The 19,782-nt window shown below is 45.2% G+C and carries 20 protein-coding genes; 4 read left to right on the forward strand and 16 right to left on the reverse strand.

The annotated features are described in order from the left end of the window. Positions 1-9: 9 nt before the first annotated feature. Complete coding sequence (locus MKX35_RS01795; RefSeq protein WP_076299911.1) at positions 10-846, reverse strand: DUF6492 family protein; 837 nt, start codon at positions 844-846, stop codon at positions 10-12. Positions 847-1,478: 632 nt separating this feature from the next. Here MKX35_RS01795 and MKX35_RS01800 point away from each other — a divergent pair. Beyond that, positions 1,479-3,782: a UvrD-helicase domain-containing protein gene (locus MKX35_RS01800; RefSeq protein WP_076285108.1), complete on the forward strand. Its 2,304-nt coding sequence runs from the start codon at positions 1,479-1,481 to the stop codon at positions 3,780-3,782. Positions 3,783-3,848: 66 nt separating this feature from the next. Here MKX35_RS01800 and MKX35_RS01805 read toward each other — a convergent pair whose 3' ends face one another. From MKX35_RS01805 to MKX35_RS01870, 14 genes are all read right to left on the reverse strand, one after another. Beyond that, a complete protein-coding gene (locus MKX35_RS01805) occupies positions 3,849-4,430 on the reverse strand; it encodes a 50S ribosomal protein L25 (RefSeq protein ID WP_076285107.1) in 582 nt (193 codons plus the stop codon). Positions 4,431-4,601: 171 nt separating this feature from the next. Further along, complete coding sequence (locus MKX35_RS01810) at positions 4,602-4,874, reverse strand: helix-turn-helix domain-containing protein (protein ID WP_076285106.1); 273 nt, start codon at positions 4,872-4,874, stop codon at positions 4,602-4,604. Positions 4,875-4,889: 15 nt separating this feature from the next. Further along, positions 4,890-5,126, reverse strand: coding sequence for a DUF6953 family protein (locus tag MKX35_RS01815; protein ID WP_042123499.1), 237 nt, complete (start codon positions 5,124-5,126; stop codon positions 4,890-4,892). A gap of 109 nt (positions 5,127-5,235) precedes the next feature. Beyond that, positions 5,236-5,553 carry a hypothetical protein gene (locus MKX35_RS01820; RefSeq protein WP_060623858.1) on the reverse strand — a complete coding sequence of 106 codons (318 nt, stop codon included), beginning with the start codon at positions 5,551-5,553 and terminating at the stop codon, positions 5,236-5,238. A 93-nt stretch (positions 5,554-5,646) separates the two neighbouring features. Further along, on the reverse strand, positions 5,647-6,513 hold the full coding sequence (locus tag MKX35_RS01825; RefSeq protein WP_076299988.1) for an alkaline phosphatase family protein: 867 nt from the start codon (positions 6,511-6,513) through the stop codon (positions 5,647-5,649). Between the two features lie 14 nt (positions 6,514-6,527). Then, complete coding sequence (locus tag MKX35_RS01830) at positions 6,528-7,571, reverse strand: ABC transporter ATP-binding protein (RefSeq protein WP_076299913.1); 1,044 nt, start codon at positions 7,569-7,571, stop codon at positions 6,528-6,530. Beyond that, on the reverse strand, positions 7,568-8,371 hold the full coding sequence (locus MKX35_RS01835) for an ABC transporter permease (protein WP_042184213.1): 804 nt from the start codon (positions 8,369-8,371) through the stop codon (positions 7,568-7,570). Before MKX35_RS01835 ends, MKX35_RS01830 begins: the two co-directional genes overlap by 4 nt. Further along, entirely contained in the window at positions 8,368-9,291 is a 924-nt protein-coding gene (locus MKX35_RS01840) for an ABC transporter permease (RefSeq protein WP_042184211.1), read from the reverse strand. The genes MKX35_RS01835 and MKX35_RS01840 overlap by 4 nt, the downstream gene beginning before the upstream one ends. 92 nt (positions 9,292-9,383) lie before the next feature. Further along, positions 9,384-10,496, reverse strand: coding sequence for an ABC transporter substrate-binding protein (locus tag MKX35_RS01845; RefSeq protein ID WP_076299914.1), 1,113 nt, complete (start codon positions 10,494-10,496; stop codon positions 9,384-9,386). 194 nt (positions 10,497-10,690) lie between these two features. Continuing rightward, the gene (locus tag MKX35_RS01850; RefSeq protein WP_042184207.1) at positions 10,691-11,467 is read right to left on the reverse strand and encodes an ABC transporter permease; all 777 of its coding nucleotides are present in this window, start codon (positions 11,465-11,467) and stop codon (positions 10,691-10,693) included. An 18-nt stretch (positions 11,468-11,485) separates the two neighbouring features. Next, positions 11,486-12,262: an ABC transporter ATP-binding protein gene (locus MKX35_RS01855; RefSeq protein ID WP_042184205.1), complete on the reverse strand. Its 777-nt coding sequence runs from the start codon at positions 12,260-12,262 to the stop codon at positions 11,486-11,488. An 11-nt stretch (positions 12,263-12,273) separates the two neighbouring features. Continuing rightward, positions 12,274-13,305: an ABC transporter substrate-binding protein gene (locus MKX35_RS01860; RefSeq protein ID WP_076299989.1), complete on the reverse strand. Its 1,032-nt coding sequence runs from the start codon at positions 13,303-13,305 to the stop codon at positions 12,274-12,276. A 22-nt stretch (positions 13,306-13,327) separates the two neighbouring features. Next, positions 13,328-14,782 carry an aryl-sulfate sulfotransferase gene (locus tag MKX35_RS01865; protein WP_076299915.1) on the reverse strand — a complete coding sequence of 485 codons (1,455 nt, stop codon included), beginning with the start codon at positions 14,780-14,782 and terminating at the stop codon, positions 13,328-13,330. Positions 14,783-14,810: 28 nt separating this feature from the next. Next, positions 14,811-15,356 carry a MarR family winged helix-turn-helix transcriptional regulator gene (locus tag MKX35_RS01870; RefSeq protein WP_042193136.1) on the reverse strand — a complete coding sequence of 182 codons (546 nt, stop codon included), beginning with the start codon at positions 15,354-15,356 and terminating at the stop codon, positions 14,811-14,813. 406 nt (positions 15,357-15,762) lie between these two features. Between MKX35_RS01870 and MKX35_RS01875 the strand changes: the two genes are divergently transcribed. From MKX35_RS01875 to MKX35_RS01885, 3 genes are read left to right on the forward strand one after another with little or no spacing between them, the layout of a single operon-like run. Beyond that, complete coding sequence (locus tag MKX35_RS01875; RefSeq protein ID WP_218640868.1) at positions 15,763-16,506, forward strand: metal ABC transporter ATP-binding protein; 744 nt, start codon at positions 15,763-15,765, stop codon at positions 16,504-16,506. Further along, positions 16,499-17,341, forward strand: a complete 843-nt coding sequence (locus tag MKX35_RS01880) for a metal ABC transporter permease (RefSeq protein ID WP_042184200.1) — start codon at positions 16,499-16,501, stop codon at positions 17,339-17,341. Before MKX35_RS01875 ends, MKX35_RS01880 begins: the two co-directional genes overlap by 8 nt. Beyond that, positions 17,338-18,258, forward strand: a complete 921-nt coding sequence (locus MKX35_RS01885) for a metal ABC transporter substrate-binding protein (RefSeq protein ID WP_076299916.1) — start codon at positions 17,338-17,340, stop codon at positions 18,256-18,258. Before MKX35_RS01880 ends, MKX35_RS01885 begins: the two co-directional genes overlap by 4 nt. Positions 18,259-18,312: 54 nt before the next feature. Here the strand turns inward: MKX35_RS01885 and MKX35_RS01890 are convergent, their stop codons facing one another. After that, positions 18,313-19,782, reverse strand: coding sequence for a stalk domain-containing protein (locus MKX35_RS01890; RefSeq protein WP_076299917.1), 1,470 nt, complete (start codon positions 19,780-19,782; stop codon positions 18,313-18,315).

Consider the following 19,782-nt stretch of genomic DNA (forward strand, 5'->3'; position numbering starts at 1 on the left):
TCTGCAACGCTATCGCCCCCCTGCGCTGGACTTACTACTCGGTGTTCTCACATACCCCTTCCGTTTATGAAAAGACAATGATCTATACTTTTCCGCCAGCTCATTCAGCTTCTGCTTGGACAGCTGACCTGCATTCATATGGAGGCCTTTATTGCGTGCTTTTTGGATCTTCATGCCCCCACGATCCTTCGAATACAGGTAATTCCCATAAGTTTCGAATTCAGAAAAAGCAAATTGCTTAGTTCGGTTCATACTGTGTATAATCGCCGAATACCAAGGCTTCTGATGCTTTGCTTCAATCTCTCTTTTCATCTGAGTCAATTGGCTGCGTTCAAACAGCATATAATGCGTCACAAAAGAAGAAGCAGATGCCGCCTTCTTACCCATTAGCTTCCTATAGGTTGTAAAGTACTGAGGCTGACTCCAATTACGACTGTAAAAAATCGTCTTTCCCTTTTCACGGAATCGATGAGGAGCGATTAAGACCGTATCTGCATCGATGACTAAAAAATAGTCAGCCGTACACAGCTTGTCACCATTCAGCTTCAACAATTGCTGGAACAACCAACCGGATCTTTCCCATTTCCGTGAACGGTAATGGATATCTTTTTTTGTAATCGGGAGGACTGTATTCTCATCGACAAAGGTACAGCCCTTTTTTCGGCAGAAATCCAGTATACGTGTCTTTTTTGGAGCAACAATCAATATACGACCTATCGGATGCTTAACATGTGTTCGGACAGCGTCAATAACATAGGGGAGTGTAGCCAAATCTTTCTCGATAGCCGGAATCAGTACATCTATGGTAACGGCATGTCTTATGCGGACCTTATTGGCTGAGGGCATACGGTCATCTCCATATCATGATTTTGCTTTAGGATATGAGGATAATAAGGAAAGGGAATGGGCTTTACTGTAAACTTAAGAGAGGACAAGGGGGGGGATTTATACCCTTCTTTTCGCCCATAAAGCCAAATCCGCTCCTTTCTGGGGTATTTTTACCTTCTTTTCGCCCGCAGGGCCAAATCCGCTCACTTCTGGGGCATTTATACCCTTCTTTTCGCCGCCGGAGCCAAATTCCCGCATTTATACGGGATTTATACCGCACATTTCACCCCCAGAGCCCAATTCCCTCTTTTCTACGGGATTTATACCGTACATTTCACTCACCGAGCCCAATTCCAGCTTTTCTACGGTATTTATACCGTACATTCCGCCCACAGAGCCCGATTCCCGCTTTTCTACGGGATTTATACCGTACATCTTGCCCACCAATCCCCATTCACACAACCAAGCTCCACACTCCTCCATACTATATCCAGCATTTTTTTCTGTGCAGTAAAAAGGCTGGGATGGTATATTGTAGATTGGCTAAATTTTCGGCGTATTTTAATCGGCACATTTTAAGATGAACTCAACCATTCTCCAACTAGTTTTGTTGAGCTCACTCTATACAGAAATATATGAAGGTGAATCTATTGAATAAGCTCTTATTTCATAATATCCCGCTGGGAGCAACCGGCGAACGCATCCCGCAAGCGGCTGTAGCTTCAGCGCAGACCAGCAAGGAGCTAGTGAAGCGGGAGGAGGGGGACTCCGCTTATTTCCGCAGGCTGGAGGAAGGCGGCATCCTGCTCAACCGCCCGCAGATTGCTGCGGTGCGGCATCATAAAGGGCCGCTGCTGACACTGGCCGGTGCAGGCTCCGGCAAAACCTCGGTTCTGATCTGCAGAACCGGTTATTTGTTGTCCGTGCGCGGCGTCTCGCCGAGTCAGCTGCTATTGCTGACTTTTTCGAGTAAAGCCGCGGCAGAAATGCGCGAACGAATCGCCCTGCTCCCGGGAGTCAGCACAGCGGACGTTGCAAGACTTCAGGCCCGTACGTTCCATTCTTTTTTCTTATTTTTCTTGCGCAGACAAGGATTGCAACAGGAAATTTTCAGTGAGACACGGCGCCAGCACATCCTATTGAAGCAGATCATGCGTGAGCTCGGACTGCCGAAGGATGCTTATCCACCGGAAACCCTACTCTCTCTGCTCTCTTCCTGCAAAATGAACATGGGCACGGTGGAAGATCTACCAGAAGGCACCACCGCCGAAAAAGAAATGAAGTCCGTTCTGGAAATATACGAACAATGGAAACTAGACAATTTCAAAATCGATTTCGATGATGTCCTCTTAATTGCTTATCGGATGCTGAAGGAGCGTCCGGAGCTTTTGCAAGAGTTGCAGATGAGATATCTGTACGTGATGGTGGATGAGTTCCAGGATACAAACGCCTTGCAGTACGAACTTGTCAAAATGGTCGCTCACCCACAGCATAATCTAATGGTGGTTGGTGATGATGACCAAACGATTTATTCCTTCAACGGAGCGCGCAGTGAGTTCATTCTAGAGTTCGAGAAGCTCTATCCGGGAGCAAGGGTTATTACGCTCGATATTAATTACCGCTCAGGCCCAGCTATCGTTGGACTTGGCAACGGCATTATCAAGCACAATACACGTCGGCGTTCCAAAACCCTGCAAGCCGCAAAAGGTAGTGGAAGTCAGCCACGATATATGCGTCCGCAAACTGCAGATGAAGAAGCCGAGCAGATGATCGAGCATATTTTAAACGAGGTCTCTAGCGGCAAAAGAGAATATAGCGACTTCGCCATGTTGTACCGGGCCTCGAGCAGCAATCGGGCCGTTCTCGAACTGCTCCTTTTACGCGATATTCCCTATATTGATTACGGAGAAGGGCAATTATTGTACGAGCACTGGCTGATCTCTCCGGTAGTGGATCATTTGCGACTCTCCGTGAATCGGCGAAATTTTGCGGCGATGGAGAATATCCTGCCGACGCTATATATGAACCGTGAAAAAGGTATGAATCACATCCGCCAGATGGAAGCTAGACAGCCCAAGCAAGGACCGTTAATCCACTTATTGTCTATGCCTGGCATGGAAGACTTCAAAGGGACTAAACTAAGAGATCGGCTCGATCTAATCCGAAATATACGCGAACTGACCCCAATACAAGCAATCCGGCAGATTCGTACCCAATTCTATGATTATTTCATCGAAGCGAATGAACGGCATCAAGCGACGCTTCATAGAGAGACGTTAAAAGAAATGCTAGATGAGCTAGAATCCTCCGCGGCGCGTTTCGACAGCATCCCTGCCTTTCTTGATTTCATAGATAATGTCACGGAGCGTAACGAGCATAATCGCCAACCAGGTACTAAAGAGCAAGGCAATCGGATTGCATTAATGACCATTCATAAATCAAAGGGGCTAGAGTTTCCTGTAGTCTTTTTAATTGGAGCGTCTGAGGGAATTCTTCCGCATAGCTCTGCACTGGAGGGCGACCGGTTAAAAGACCGCAAGCTTGCTGCCGGAAGCAGCGGAGCCTCAAGCTTAGCAGCACTAGAGGAGGAACGGAGACTGGCGTACGTGGCCGTTACGAGAGCCCGAGAGGAGCTATTCATCAGCTCACCTGCACAGCATCGGGGTAAAAAAGCGGAGGTCTCCCGCTTCATGTTATCCGCCTTCCGTTCAGCGGTTTCTTCCACAGCAGCAACTACGGTGAGTAGAACCGTGACAACAAGATCCTTACCGACCAGCCGAGCGACCACGACAAAAACAAAAACCCATGTCGTTCCGGTATGGAACTGCACGGGCAACAGTTGTCCTGGTTGGACACGCATGAAAGCTGGCGGAGCAGAGGATCATCTAACCTCAAAGCCCTGTCCCTTATGTAGCTCACCTATGGCAAAGGATCAGCGAGAAGTTCCCGTATGATTTACACGCAAAAAAAGCAAGTTTCCTCTTCCCTGGAAACTTGCTTTTTTTAATATAAATATATATTTAAGCTGTAGTTACTACTGCTTCTTCAACTTCTTCATGTACAGTCTTAATCTGAATCATTACTGCATTCGGATCGGTCAGCACTTCGATTCCATCTTGGAAAATCAGGTCAGAAACTAGCAGCTGATCGCCAATATCAAGTTTACTAATATCTACTTCCATAGAAGTAGGCAAAACGCCCGGCATACAACGAACTTCTACTTCATACAATTCCACTTGCAATACGCCACCGGCTTTCACGCCGATTGCTTCCCCTGCAAAATGAATCGTAACTTTACTATCCATATTTACAGACATGTTCACATGCTGGAAATCAATATGCAAGATCTTACCTGACAGAGAATCCTTTTGAATATGCTGAACAATGATCGGCATTGCTTCATCGTCCGTTGTTTTTGCTTGCAGAATAGCCCGTGGATTTTTTCTCAAAGTACCCAACAGCTCTTTTTCATCCACTTCTACGTTCAGAGTATCTTTACCCACTCCATACAATACAGCCGGGATACGTCCCTGTTTTCTCGCTAATTTCTTTTGGGACTTTGTTTCGCCAGTACGCTTGTTTAATTGAATAAATTTACTCATTTTTTATTTCCTGCTCTCTTTGACCATAAATTCTTGTCATCCTAAGTATAACATGACCATATAATCTAGTCAAATTTAGCAGAAATCTCCCTTTTCCACACAAAAAAGAAGACTTGAGTGAATTCAACTTCCCATTCCTCAACTCTTCCCAACTGCACTTCCTCAATTTATTTAACTCTTACTTAATTCATCTTCACCTATCACTTCTTCTATTGTACAATCACTTTCATTCAACTCTTCGATTCCGATGAGTTCCCCAGGCTGTACATTAAAATATAAACAAAGCTTTAAAAGCAAGTCTCTGGGATACTGTACCATCTCATCCTTATACATACGGCGAACCGAATCAAAGTGATAATTAATATCCTTAGCAAGCTTTCGTATAGAGAGTTTGGGATCATGATTCTCCATGACCACACTTAATTTACTTCGGATAACCGGCATACATTCACCCCCAGCTTAAGTCCACGCCCACAAAAATCCATCGCGATCCCACGCGATTTTGCCGCCGTGCAGCTTCCGGAAAGCTTTCTTTACTTCCTTGGACAGCGAGGCATTGCCATTCTCATTCACAAATACAAATTGTTCCCCAAAGTTCTCTTTCACATATTCAATCGCCGCGGTCTGATACAAGGTACCCGTAAACCGAATTTCCTTAACCATCCATTCCGCTACATCTTGTGCTGTTACTTCCATATGGATGTGCCTCCTTTCATGTACTTCATGCTAAAATGTGCCCTCATTATAACATGAATACAGCCCGACCGGACAAACGTCCGAATCGGGCTGTATTAGGATGTCTTAATTATTGTGGATAGGTATGATTCGAAGGATAACGAGTCTTCTGTCCACCGCTTACCATCAACAGAATCCCTGTAATCAAGTGTAATACCCATCCCACTATTGGAATCCAAGCCAATAAAGAAGTTACAATTCCGAGCACTGAACCATAGATAGATTCATTGTTCTTTAAAGATAAAATCAAAGTGATTAGATGAAGAATAAACATAAATCCCAGTACAGAGTACCCACTGAACACTACAATAGTAGCACCCAGAAATGGAATTGCCAAAATAATTTCAAACGAGCCTGTAATCCATTTCATAGCTTTAGAAGCGCTCAAAAGACAACCTCCTAATAGGTAAAATATACTATTTATTATACAAAAACCCAGCGTTCCCGTATATGATTTTCATCTTGCTTTACTATTTTATTTTCATCCTAAAATCACAGGTTCATTCACCTCATGAAGTGGTTGCTTTTGCACAAAAGGGGGCAAGCCTTCCTTGCTCATTGCAGCTGAGGGAGCAAGCCCTAAGCAGTGGCACATTAACGGAGCCAGCCTTAATTGGGGGATTGCTTGATCTTCTTTTGCCAGAGGCAATGCATCTACTCCAAACGTATATAACGGCACATCCCGCTCGGAAGAGGTGACCCCTCCATGGTACCCATTTGCGTTCATCCCATGATCTGCCGTAATCAGAATCTTATACCCCTGCTCCATCCAAATAGGCAAAACAGTGGCTAGCAGTCCATCGGCGTTACGCACGGAAAGCTCATATTCCTTGCTCTCCCCGCCATAACGATGCCCGGCGTCGTCTATATTCATGGAGTGAATGTATAGAAAATGCGGATCATAAGCACTCCGTAAATACACGGCATCGGCAAACACATGACTGTCAGGATAGTGATCCTCGAAATAAAAGCTGCCATGCTGAATTGGCATCATCACATTATGCTGATGGCGATCAGCCAGTGGATCAAAGGGGGCCGAATTATAAAGCTCACTGACCCAATGATAGGCGACAGCAGCTGTACGCAAATTAGCGGCTACTGCCAAATGAAATACACTTTCTTCATGGCTAGGTCTCACAATATGGTTAGCCGTAATTCCATTTTTGGACACGGGTGTACCCGTTAAGAGCACTTCATAAAGCGGACGTGATAGACTGGGTAATTCCGACTGTACTCGATAACAAGATAAGGATCCTTGCTCCACAAGATGCTCCAGATAGCCCATGTATTTGCGAGCAGCATCATATCTAAGTCCGTCCAAGACAACCACAATGAGTTTATTGGTCATTTCCGTCAATCTACTCACGCTCCTTCTCGCTCTAAATGTAAAAGCTCGGAAGGGTTCAACGCCAATGTGACTTTGTCCTCTTCTCCAACCCGCAGCCAGCGTCCATCATTTAAAAGATCAACCGTTAATCGGATTCCTTCAGCCTCAACCGTACATCGAATAATATTGCCTAGCACAGACACAGATTTAATCACTCCATTCACCAGTTGTGCTCCGGCAGCAGCCTCCTGCTGACCCGCCCCATCATGCAGTAACGTTACGGCTTCGGGGCGAATAGCAAAGCTGTCCATCCCACTATCTATTCCGTGGAACAGCGCCATCACCTCTGGCCGAGTCAATACGTTATAACTGCCCATGAACCGGGCAACGAACTCTGTGCGCGGCGCGGTGTACAGTCCTTCCGGTGTTCCATCTTGGACGATGCGTCCACCATTCATAATGCAGATGCGGTCGGATAGAATCAGCGCTTCTTCCTGATCATGCGTAACGAATAGAGTCGTCATGTTAAAGCGCTTCTGAATATCACGAATTTCAGCACGTAGATTCTTGCGGATCTTGGCATCGAGTGCACTCAGGGGTTCATCCAGCAGTAATACTTTGGGCTGCACGGCTAGAGAACGGGCCAGCGCTACCCGCTGCTGCTGTCCACCGGAGAGTGACTGCGGATAGACGTCCCGCTTCTCCTCTAGATCGACTAAAACCAGCAGTTCCTCGCAGCGGCTACGTCGGGCGGCTTTGGACAAACCACGCATCTTCATTCCATACTCAATATTTTGGCTCACCGTCAGATTAGGGAATAGAGCATAAGACTGGAACACCATCCCCACCTCGCGTTTACGGGGCGGCAGATTTGCCAGATCTTTATTCTCTAGAAGGATTCTGCCGCCATCCAGCTCCGAAAGGCCAGCTATGCAGCGAAGTAACGTACTTTTCCCGCAACCGGAAGGTCCTAGCAGCGTCACAAGCTCCCCTTCACGTATCTCCAAATCTATATTGTCTAGCACACAGGTCTCACCAAACATTTTGAGTATTCCCTGCAGCTTCAGATAATCGTTCATCCCTTAACGCCTCCTCCCATCTTTTTGCCAAGCTTCATTAGTACCATCGAAAGAACTAGAATAAACAGAAAATACGAGATGGCAATCGCACTGGCTAAATGTCCGCTTTCGCCCATTCTTTGATATAGATACACCTGAATCGTCTGAATATGCCCGCCAACTAGCATGTTTGTAAGAACAAATTCACCGAACAGAACGGAAAATGATAATAAGGTAGAGACGATAACGCCAGGCCAGATATTTGGCAAAATCACATTCATAAAAGCCGTTCTACGGCGGGCTCCAAGCAATTCTGCGGCATGCAGCAGTTCTACGGCGTTAACGGTCAACAGACTATTGCGAATGCCCTGATACATATAGGGAAGAATGACCACAAAATACGCCCCCACCAATAAATAAGCTGTTCCAGCGATATCAAAGAGGCCAGAGGAATAGGTACGAATAAGTCCCACCGCAGCCACTACACCAGGCACCGCATAAGGCAGAACAACAATCACTTTCATAAAGCTCTCCCAGCGCGGAAAATAAATGGTGATGACAAAAACAGCTGGCAGCATCACGGCCAGACTCAGCACCACGCTAATCAGGCATAAATACAGCGAGGTCCAAAGCGCCTCCAAAAAACGAATATCCTTAAACATTTCTCCAAACCAATTCAGTGTCCAAGCTTGAGGCAACAAGGTATTCTGCCAGTCCTGCGCGAAGGCATAAATACCGGTTGCTAACAGTGGAAGTAATAAATACACCATGAGCATTAGCATGAAAGTGCGCGGAGCGAAGCCTGCTTTACGTATATTCATTGCCCCACCTCCTCACTAGCTGCCGTCCACAAGCGCCGAGAAGATTTGGTTTTCACATCCGGTTTACTGAGCGCTTTAGCTCCAAATCTCTCCGTTCGCCGAACCATCAGATGATTCAAATAGACGGCCAAAATCGTAGTCAGACCCAGCAGAACAGCAAGCGTACTCCCCATTTCTGGCTGAGTAACCACATCTCCAGCAACCAGTGAACCGATACGTACCGCCAGCAGATTATAATTCCCGCCAACCAAAGCATATGCCGTTGCATAAGCACCCATCGCATTGGCAAACAGTATTCCCAGTGTGCCGAAGATCGCCGGAGTTAGAATTGGCAGCCCAATCGTCTTCCAGAACTGCCACGGTCCTGCTCCCAGCAAGGACGCCGCCTCTCTCCACTGCTCACGAATTCCGTAAAAGGATGGATACAAGAGCAGTAAGGCTAAGGGAACCTGAAAATATACATACACCAGAATCAGACCAGACCAGCTATATAAATCAAAATCGGTAAAAACACTCCAGCCCCACTGTTTGAATAAGAGCGTAAACACTCCATTGTTACCAAGCAAAATAATATACGCAAAAGCCAGCGGAACCCCTGCGAAGTTAGAGGTCATATTCGACAGCATTAAGAGTCTGTCTCTTACTCTCGGAGTGAACCGAGTAATACAATATGCACAAAAAAGTCCGACAATGATCCCTATCAGACTTGAGGTTAAAGAGATCAGCAAGCTGTTCTTGATTGCCTGCATGTAATAGGCACTTTGCAGTGCATGCAGATAATTGCCTAGCGTAAGCCCAGTTCCATCTGCCTTTTGGAAACTTCCCGTCAGCATGGACAATACAGGTACCAGCTGAAATGCCAACACCATCAGTGCAAACGGAATGAGTGCCAGGATCACACCGCGGCTTTTCTGTTTCAACTTCCTCACTCCTTGTCGCGGGAATAGAACAAGGGCACCTTACGGCATCGTAACGAAGGCGCCCTGTTTCTTTTTTTGGGGGAAGAACAATTCTAGTTCAAATGCACAAGCACACGTTCCTGCCATAACTGTGGAATGGTCTTCGCTGTTTCTTCCCATACCTTGTAATCACCAACAGGCTTAGCGTTAACATACTCCTCTTTTGGCAGCAGCTTAGCCGCAACATCATCCGGCAGTGTTACACTGTCACGAATCGGACGAGCGTACCCTTTGGCAAGATTAATCTGTCCTTCATCACTAAGGATGTATTGACGTGTCAGCTTCGCAGCGTTAGGATGCGGCGCATATTTGTTAATGATCGTTGCATATCCACTCACCACACTGCCTTCCTTCGGAATGGCTACCGCGAAGCCATCTTTGTTGATCTGATCTCTATAGTTCAAAGCGTTGAAATCCCACAGCAGGGTAACTTCTACTTCCCCTTTTTCAATGTTGGCAAGAGAAGCCTCTGCATTGGAGAGACGTCCTTTTTTAGCTAAATCCTCGAAAAAAGCAATCCCTGGCTCAATGTTCGACTCATCGCCACCAAAAGCAATCGCTGCGGCCAATACAGCCATCTGCGCTTGAGCAGCTTTGGTTACATCACCAACGATGATTTTGTAATTGCCGTTCTTCAGATCTTCCCAGCTCTTCGGTGGATTAGCCACGAGCTTGGTGTTTGTCAGAAACGAAATCGTCCCTTGATAGCCGACAATCCAATTTCCGTCCTTATCCTTAGCCCAATTAGGGATCTCATCCCAGTAGGTCGTTTTATAAGGTTGTGTTACTCCTTTTTCCACGGCAACCGATCCAAAAGCGATCCCTACATCTCCGATATCAGCCGTTGGCTTATCTTTTTCCGCATCAAACTTGGCAATTTCCTCCGCGCTCGACATATCCGTATCTGAATGTGTAAGACCATACTTACTACTCATATCACTCCATGTATCTTTCCAGTTCGCCCAGGAATCCGGCATTCCCACGCTGATAACACTGCCCTCTTCTTTAGCTTTACTCTCGATCTCGGTCAGACTTAATTCTTTGGTGCCAGCATTTCCATTCGTTGATTCGTCAGCCTTAGCCGAATTTCCACAAGCAGCAAGCAACAGGACGAGCAAGGATAACATTAGACCCATCGATAATTGATTTTTGATCCCTTTTTTCATGATTTCCCCTTCACTCCTATTTCTTATTTGCGGGCTTCTCTATGCTCCAACTGTTAGGCACCCAATTGCAGTATAGGCGTGTACTATTTTCGCGGCATTAAGGAGGATAGGAATATTTGTAAATAAAAAGTAAGACATACCAAAAAACCACCTGATCCACTCAGGCGGTTCTCGTGTTTATGCTTAAAGCTATACTACCTTCTACGCGCCGCCACACTTACCACGCCGTATCTATAGAGCACTTTCTTGCCGAACCAGCCAAATAACCGATCCGTGAAAAAGCCCATAAAGCCAAGACAGAATAACCCTACAAAGATCCAATCTGTCCGGAAAAACAACCTGGAATTCCAAATCAGATAACCTACACCTTCGTTCGAAGCAATCATTTCCGCACCGATAATCGCCATATACGAGGTTCCCATCGCTAATCGGATGCCTGTAAAAATATACGGTATCGTCGCCGGGACGATCACATGAATCAGAATTTGCCACTCACTGGCGCCCATACTACGGGCTGAGCGGATTTTATCCTCCTCTACGGACATCACACCGGTCAAGGTATTCAGCACCACAATAAAAAAGGTAGCGTACATAATCAATGCAATCTTCGACTGCTCCCCAATGCCAAACCACACTAGAAACAATGTAATGAATGCAATCGGCGGGATAAAACGAATAAAGTTCAGAAAAGGCTCTGCAAAGATACGAATTACATTCACCTTTCCAATAATCAGACCTACGGGAATCGCCATTAAACTGCCGAGTACCCAGCCAATTAGCACCCGGTAAAAGCTAATCCCGATATATTGCATCAAAGTTCCGTCTTCCAGCAGTTCCCGTCCACCCTTAAGCGTACTCCACGGTCCAGGGATCACATCAGGACCGTAGATCACTGCCCCAAGCTGCCAGACGCAGAGTGCGGCAATCCATAGTATGGATACAGAAACCCATTTCTTTTCCACCCATTTCATCATCTGTCCCACCCTATCCTATTCTTCGAAATGGCTCTGAATCTGGTTGTATAGCGAGTAAAATTCCGCTGAGGCTACGTCCCGTGGATAAGGCAGCGTATTGTCATAAATGTCCGTGATGTTAGAGGAAGGGCCTACAGACATAATGCCGATCCGTTCCCCCAACAGCAAGGCTTCCTGAATATCATGGGTTACAAAAATCACCGTCTTATGCGTCTGTTGCCAGATGTTGACCAGTTCTTTCTGCATCGTCCTCCGGGTCATCGCATCAAGTGCACCAAAGGGTTCATCCATCAGCAGGATCGCTGGATCATTGGCAAGCACCCGTGCCAGCTGAACACGCTGCTTCATGCCTCCCGATAGCTCCTTCGGGAACTTCTCCTCATGCCCGTTCAGTCCTACAAGTCCGATGAACCTATCCGATATCGTGCGCCGTTCAGCCTTTGCGATTTTCTTCATTCGCAGTCCAAACTCCACATTCTCTCGAACCGTTAGCCAAGGGAATAAAGAGGAATCTGCTTGCTGAAATACAACTGCCCGATCTCTGCCAGGCTTATTCACCTCTTCGTTATCCACCCGAAGGTTACCGCCAGATTTGGAAACAAATCCGGCGATCATATTCAGCAGCGTCGACTTTCCGCAGCCACTTGGACCGAGTAGAACGAAGAACTCTCCGCCTTTGATTACGAGATCCACATCTTTAATAATATAATGAACATCTCCAGCGGCTGACTCACTGTAGCTCTTGCGAAGCTGCTCAATATGAATGGTGTGCTGCTTAGCAGGTGATGACATGCTGAACCCTCCTATTTCTTATACGTGACTTTTTCCGGCAAAGCTTTGGTTAGCGGTTCAAGATTCAGCTTGCTATCCAGATCAAAATCCTTCTCGATGATTCCATTGTCGACCATATATTTCTTCTGCTTCGTCAGACTGTCATAAGCCGCCTGCGTGAATCCGAGCGCCCATGGATTGTTCGGAAGATCTTTGATCGTCGATTCCTTAGGCTGCTTCACTTCCTCGTACATCAAATCAGCAACCTCATCTGGATGAGCCTGGGCATAGCCCCCTGCTTCATCCACTGCTGCGAGAAAGTTCGCGATCCCCTCTGGATTTCTCGTTACAAAATCATTCCCTGCTACAATGCCCATCCCTAACCGCACGGTTGTTTTGGACATATCCGTCAGCTCATGTACGCCTGCAAGGGCACCCAGCTTATCATTAAGAACTGAACCATAGAACCATGCACCATCCACAGCCCCCTGCTTCAAAGCGATATAAGATTCGTCAAAGGCTCCCTGCCCTATCAATTCCACATCACTGAGCGCGATGTTATGCTCTTTTAAATATTCATCCCAAAGGTACGGAATGAAGGTTCCACGAATAAAGCTCAGCTTCTTGCTTTTCAATTCCTCAGCTGTCTTGATATCATTCTGTACGAACAGCTTCCATTCTGTAGAAGCTTCATCTGTCGCCAGACCCGCAGAGGCGATGATAGCGTAATCTCCTTTCGACACTGCGTTCAACAAGGGAAAATCGGCCCCGAAAGCCACATCTACCTGTTTAATGAAGAGTGCATTTACACCTTCTGCCGGGGAACCAAAGTTGACTAGTTCGGCGTCTATCCCGTGTTTGGCAAAGATACCTTTATCTAATGCCACACGAAAGGTTGGATTCGTATTGATGTCAGCGATTTTAATCTTCAATGTCTCTTTTTTGCCGTTCAATGCTCCATCTTTAGAGGACGACGCATCACCTTTGGAGCTGCAACCTGATAATAGGATAACAACGGATAAGGATAAGAGCAGAAAGCTTGAGCTGATCCATGACTTTTTCACAACGACATCCCCCTCAAATGTATTAGTTGGCTTTGCGGCTACTAGCTTCATCAGTCGTCGCCACACAAGCAGCCCCCTCAACAAACGGCAGGGTTGTTGCCACGTTCACTACCGAATCCGATCCCTTAGGTGCAGCCCCTGGTACTCTGAACTGCGTGACATCTATCGGCTCAATCGCTTGTTCTTCCGGCTTCTCCAGCTGTGGTACCCACGCATAAGGCACACGATAGGAACGGTAAACCATGTTCGTATTTCTGGAATCGTTATACGGTGAGATATATTCCCAAACCAGTTCATGCTCTGGCGTAACCTCGAAAAGTCTACCGTTAGATCCTTCCGTTATTAAGGTGTTGCCATTCGGAAGCCGCTGGGCTGAGCTGATATAAGGACTGTAGAATTTGTAGGAATCCGTCGGAACGGAGAAGCCTGCTTCTGCCGCGGTATACTGCCATTCAATTTCGAGTGTCACTGGATTAATCTCTAGAATTCGAGAGTAGTCGCGGAGTGCATTTTTTTGCCCAAAGGGTGAAGATGGATTGGGAAGACCATAACCGCCCCAACCTCCGTTATCAAATACGAGTAGGTTTCCTTCTCCCGGCAAGCCCTTCGGAATGATGTGCGCATGATGCTGGCCAATGATCCAATCGATATGCTTCAATTCTGGCAGTGAGTAGTCTGGACCGATTCTCCACACGATAGCCCCGGTACGCTTATCTGTAATTGCGATAATATTCGCTTCCCGTGCATCCCAGATCACGTTATCTGGATGGAAACGCTCATCGCCTGCATCGTAAAACTTATTAGGTCCTACATACGAAGCTGAATTGATATGCAACCAGTCACCGACACCGCCCCCCAGATTCCCGAAGGAGCGTGAGTTAGGATCACGGAATAAGACGTTTTTCGCCGCTTCATCAAAACCTAGCTCTGCAAAATGTTCATTCGGGGCCCACTCCCAAACGATATTCCCTTCCCAATCCACTTCGATAATCGTGTCATCCAGCAGCTGCTTGTCGGAGATTTGGTGGTTGTAGATATTTTTGTGAGCGAGGATTAGGGTTTTGCCACCGTCTACCTTAGGCTCTAGCCCTGGTGCAAAATAACCCACCGGATTGCCTTCGCGCTGATAGTCATGATGCTGGCGGGCATACCAGAGCGGTTCATAACCCGGATCTTCTATATGTTCATAGCTGTTATATTTCCATACGATGTTACCGTCCCAATCGACCTGCACCAGATCTACATTATCCTGAATGCCAAATTTGGGATCTCTCCTTCCTGTACTGCCTAGCACATAACCACCAGGGAAGATTTTAGCCGGAAACCCAAGCAGCCCCTTCCACAGATGCACTTCTTTACCGTTCATATCAATCAGTACAACACCTTCTTCACCCGCTTGAAATACGGTATAGCCACTCCACGCTTTGCTCGGATTAAATACGGTTGCTCCAGTTGGAAATATGGTTGAATGTCCCATCGTTCATCTCTCCTACATTTAATTTATTTTAATAGCTAAGATAATTACTTTTCTTTGTGACTGCACGTGGCTTCTGTTCAAGGTTTGGAGAAGCTTCAGCCTCAGCATTCTCCTTCACCAGCTTCAGCAAGATGTCTGAGAATCCTTCGAGATTACTAATGATCCGCTGATAAAAGTGACTTTGCTGCACCAATTCCTCTTCCGTGAACCCCTCAAACAGAAGCGAAATACATCGTTCCCCAATGTTGCTGTTAAGCTCTGCCATCTTCCGGCCTTTGTCTGTGATGTCCAGCATCACCGTCCTGCGGTCCCCTTCCTTACGTCTGCGTACAGTAAATCCGCCTGCCTCAAGCTTATCGCTCAAAGCTGTGATCGCACCTGACGTAAAGTCCAGTTCATCTGCTAAATCCCCAAGCCGCTGTTCACCCTCGCGAATGATTTTATGTAGAATCAGCATGCCGGGTAAAGAGATGCCTGCTACTGCAACCTTATCCCGTTCCTTAACAAATCTGCGGACCATCTTGCGGAATACCCAATCCGTCTCCTCCAGCTGTCTCCAATACGTATCGCTCATTCTTACCTCATCTCTCTCCATAGCCAACAAAAAAAGACTCCCAGCACAACTCCCAGGCAAGGGAAAAGTGCGGGAGCCTTTGGCGGTCCAATCGGCTCAGATAAATTATTTCACTGTTCATTTAATTAGTGTTTAAGTATTGTTGATATCATATAACCCTTTATTCCTACCTGTCAAGTATGTATTTTTAATTCTAAAAAAATCACCCCAGTACCGGTGCAGATCGCATGCTTGTACTAATTCAAAATCAAATAAATTTTAAGCTTTTTCATTGACATTTTGCCCATTGTTAAATATATTGTACCTAAGAATAAATGTTTACCTAGGGAAACAAATTAGATAATAAAAATAAATGTTTCCAATAGGAAACAAATCAATAAATTTCATGACGAGGAGCTTTTTAATGATTGAGATTAGAAACCTAAACGTGGATTATTTCGGTAATTCAGCGCTAGAAAATGTAAATATCGATATCCCCTTTGGGTACACCATCGGAATTATCGGGCCAAATGGTGCAGGAAAATCGACATTCATTAAGTCATTGTTAGAAGTAATCAAGAAAAGAAGCGGGACGGTGAGGGTAGAGGGAAAAGACATTTCTGAGTATAAACGGAAGATCGCATATGTACCGCAAAAAAATGATATTGACCTTACTTTTCCAATCACAGTGAACGATACAGTGCTAACTGGAACCTATCCAAACTTAAGAATCTTCCAGCGCCCCGGGAAAAAAGAGCGGCAACGCGTCGAGGAATGTATGGCCATGGTAGATATAAGTGATCTTGCAAATAAACAAATTAGTAATTTGTCTGGAGGACAACTACAAAGAGTTTTTATTGCCAGAGCGCTTGCCCAAAAAGCAGATGTATTTTTTTTAGACGAACCTTTTGTCGGCATAGATCTAGTCAGTGAGAAAATTATTGTAAAACTGCTTAAACAGCTTCGCGAAGAAGGGAAAACCATATTGATCGTTCATCATGATTTACATGAAGTCGAAGAATACTTTGACAAAGTAATCATTCTCAATAAAAAGCTTATTGCTTTTGGCGATGTGAAAGACACCTTTACAGCCGACAATATCCTCAATGCTTACGGGGCTTCCTTAGGTAATCTTGTAATCAAAGGAATGGGGGGCACCGAAAATGATTGACTATTTCTCATCATTATTAAACATTCCGATCTATGCGCTTAACGCCGGATTGTCTGCTATCATTCTTGGCATTGTTTCAGGGGTTTTAGGAAGTTTTATTGTACTCAGAAAGATGTCATTAATGGGCGATGCTTTGTCTCATGCTGTATTACCAGGTGTGGCGTTATCTTATATTTTAGGGATTAACATTCTTGTGGGAGCTTCATTGTTTGGACTTTTAGCGGCCATCCTCATTCAATTCATAACAAGTCGCAGCAATATCAAAAGTGATACCTCGATCGGAATTATTCTCAGCTCATTTTTCGCTCTAGGAATTGTCTTAATCACTTTCGCCAAGAGCGGGCTTGATCTAACTCATATTTTATTTGGTAACATCTTAGCCGTCCCGCAGTCCGAATTAATGCAATCATTTATTATCATGCTTGTTGTTATAGCCATCATTTCATTGTTGTATAAAGAGCTGTTAATTAGTTCGTTTGATCCTGTCGTCTCTAAGGCATTTGGTTTAAAAACGGGATTCTATCATTATTTATTGATGATGCTGTTATCCGTGGTTACTGTGTCCTCATTATCTCAAGTAGGCATTGTGCTTGTGATTGCAATGCTGGTTATTCCAGCAGCTACATCTTATCTTTGGACGAATAAGCTGATCCACATGATTATCCTGGCTTCTACCATCGGCGCTGTATCTGGAATTATAGGTGTGATCATTAGCTTCAGATTCAATTTACCTACAAGTGCCACCATTGTTCTAGTAGGGGTAAGTTTGTTCGCTATATCATTTATTATCTCGCCCAAAAATAATTTTCTAAGAAAAGGGGTTAAACAAGGATGAAAAAAACAATAAAGATGCTCTCTTTGACAATGTTCATCTTACTATTTACCGCATGTTCAAACGTTAGTGAGGGAGAAGCAGACAATGACAAGTTGAAGATTGTTGCAACCTACTCCATTATCGCGGATATGACCGAAAACATTGTAGGGGAAAAAGCTGAGGTCTATAGCATGGTTCCCATCGGAACAGACCCGCATATGTACGATCCATTACCTAAGGATACAAGTAAAGTATCTAGTGCAGATTTAGTTTTTTATAACGGATTGAACCTGGAAACAGGTAAGGGGTGGTTCCAAGACCTTCTTGATGTCACTAATAAAAAGGATGTCGCTTTTGCCGTCTCAGATGAAGTAACTCCAATGTACCTAACAGAAAAGGGCAAAGAAACTCAAGAAGATCCTCATGCCTGGCTTGATGTTCAGAATGCTATTAAATATGTAGATATCATCACTAAACATGTAATCGAAAAAGATCCGGACAACAAAGAATTTTATCTGAATAACCAATCAGAATATGTTAAGAAACTTAATGAATTGGATCAATATGCAAAAGAAGCGGTAGAAAAAGTCCCGCAGGAGAAACGTATTTTGGTTACAAGCGAAGGGGCATTTAAATATTTTTCAAAAGCCTACGGATTTGAATCCGCATTTATTTGGGAAATCAATACCGATAGTCAAGGAACGCCAGAACAAATGAAAAATATAATTAAAATCATTGATGAAAATCAAGTGCCGGCTTTATTTTTGGAAACGAGCGTTAATCCGAAAACAATGGAAACCATCTCCAATGAAACGGGTGTACCGATACATTCTAAGATTTTCACCGATTCTTTAGCTAAGAAAGGCGAAGAAGGCGACACATACATTAAGATGATTAAATGGAATATTGATAAAGTCGTTGAAGGATTGTCGTCATAAAAAAAGGCTGTCGAGATTTTTCTCGACAGCCTTAACTTTTATAATAACGAACCATTATTGGCCACTTTCCAGCACAGTTGCGTGACTGTCCTCATCATAAACCTGCATAAAAGCTGAAACCGTCGGCAAATATTCAGCTGCCACATATAAAGTGCCCTTTATGTTTTGCACATTAAGACTTGCATCTGGCTTTAGGGAAAGTATCCACTCCCCTTTGCTAATCATCGTCTCTTTGCTTGCCGAATCCCAACGAATGTCCGCTCCCCATGCGCTAAATAGCGCTCTAACCGGTAAATAAATTTTGCCGGATTGCTCAAGTGGTAGATTGTTAGTATTCAATTTCACCTGTACTCCGTCCAACCATACTTGCATCTCCTTACCCACTGGTAGTAGCGAGACTGCATCGAGCAGATCACCCTCGCTACGCAGTGGCTTAAGGGCTTGCAAATCGAGACTCAATACCTTCAGCTTGTTATTCAGCGTATCCGTCACATACAATTTCCCGGAAGCAAACGCAACACCGGAAGGCTGATTAAACATCACTTTATCCAATGCTCCAACTTGATCTCCCAAGGTGCCCTGCCCTGCAACTGTGATGACTCTTCCATCTTTCTGAATGGCCCGAACCCTATGGTTCAGACTATCAGCAATCAGCAAGACTCCATCGGCATAGGCGAGTCCACGAGGACGATTGAACAGCGCAGACAGACGATCTCCATTGTGGAACCCTCCAGCCATATATCCAGTCACTGGATCAACTGTCGTTGCTTTGCCCGCAAAGGTCTCAACCATATTGCCTTTAATCAATCGAATCATCTGATTCCCACTGTCAGCCACATAGAGATTACCGGTTTCATCGAACACAAGACCCACGGGCTCATTAAATTTGGCCGAAGCTACCGAACCATCTAAATAAGCACCAATATTACCCTGCTGACCTGCAAAAGTAGTCACAATACCTTCCGGTGTAACTTTGCGAATCACATGATTCAGCGTATCGGCTACATATACATTGTCATTACTGTCTATTGCCAATCCACCCGGTGCGTTAAACTGCGCGGTATTGGGTTGTCCATCTTTATAGCCAGCCGCTCCCGTTCCTGCGAAGGTATATACTTCTCCATTCATAATTTTACGGATGACATGATTGTCGGTATCACTGATATAGATAATGCCTTTACTGTCAGCAGCGGTATACGTCGGATGATTAAATAAGGCCTTTGCACTCTTCCCATCGATATATCCTTCTGCACCTTGTCCAGCCACTGTCTGCAGCTCACCATTACTCCACTTGCTGATAGTACTGCTTCCGGACTGTACGATAATGAGATCATTGCTGCCAGATACAGCAGTCAATCCCCATGGCTGTTTAAGAGAGAGTACAGCGTTAGAAGAGATATTCTGATTTATACTCCCTTGAACATTGCCGCTTACGGGTTGTACTGCCTCTGCGGTAACGATGCTAGATGATACTGCGCTTATGAGCATAAATCCACAAACGATGGAGATGAGTTCCTTTTTCAT

Source organism: Paenibacillus sp. FSL R5-0923 (genome assembly GCF_038009145.1).
Classification (GTDB): Bacteria; Bacillota; Bacilli; order Paenibacillales; family Paenibacillaceae; genus Paenibacillus_AQ.

Excerpts from the sequence above, each read along its gene's own strand:
- MKX35_RS01795 (WP_076299911.1), bottom strand. The coding sequence starts at position 846 with ATGCCCTCAGCCAATAAGGTCCGCATAAGACATGCCGTTACCATAGAT.
- MKX35_RS01805 (WP_076285107.1), bottom strand. The coding sequence starts at position 4,430 with ATGAGTAAATTTATTCAATTAAACAAGCGTACTGGCGAAACAAAGTCC.
- MKX35_RS01810 (WP_076285106.1), bottom strand. The coding sequence starts at position 4,874 with ATGCCGGTTATCCGAAGTAAATTAAGTGTGGTCATGGAGAATCATGAT.
- MKX35_RS01815 (WP_042123499.1), bottom strand. The coding sequence starts at position 5,126 with ATGGAAGTAACAGCACAAGATGTAGCGGAATGGATGGTTAAGGAAATT.
- MKX35_RS01825 (WP_076299988.1), bottom strand. The coding sequence starts at position 6,513 with ATGACCAATAAACTCATTGTGGTTGTCTTGGACGGACTTAGATATGAT.
- MKX35_RS01830 (WP_076299913.1), bottom strand. The coding sequence starts at position 7,571 with ATGAACGATTATCTGAAGCTGCAGGGAATACTCAAAATGTTTGGTGAG.
- MKX35_RS01835 (WP_042184213.1), bottom strand. The coding sequence starts at position 8,371 with ATGAATATACGTAAAGCAGGCTTCGCTCCGCGCACTTTCATGCTAATG.
- MKX35_RS01845 (WP_076299914.1), bottom strand. The coding sequence starts at position 10,496 with ATGAAAAAAGGGATCAAAAATCAATTATCGATGGGTCTAATGTTATCC.
- MKX35_RS01850 (WP_042184207.1), bottom strand. The coding sequence starts at position 11,467 with ATGAAATGGGTGGAAAAGAAATGGGTTTCTGTATCCATACTATGGATT.
- MKX35_RS01855 (WP_042184205.1), bottom strand. The coding sequence starts at position 12,262 with ATGTCATCACCTGCTAAGCAGCACACCATTCATATTGAGCAGCTTCGC.
- MKX35_RS01865 (WP_076299915.1), bottom strand. The coding sequence starts at position 14,782 with ATGGGACATTCAACCATATTTCCAACTGGAGCAACCGTATTTAATCCG.
- MKX35_RS01870 (WP_042193136.1), bottom strand. The coding sequence starts at position 15,356 with ATGAGCGATACGTATTGGAGACAGCTGGAGGAGACGGATTGGGTATTC.
- MKX35_RS01880 (WP_042184200.1), top strand. The coding sequence starts at position 16,499 with ATGATTGACTATTTCTCATCATTATTAAACATTCCGATCTATGCGCTT.
- MKX35_RS01885 (WP_076299916.1), top strand. The coding sequence starts at position 17,338 with ATGAAAAAAACAATAAAGATGCTCTCTTTGACAATGTTCATCTTACTA.
- MKX35_RS01890 (WP_076299917.1), bottom strand. The coding sequence starts at position 19,782 with ATGAAAAAGGAACTCATCTCCATCGTTTGTGGATTTATGCTCATAAGC.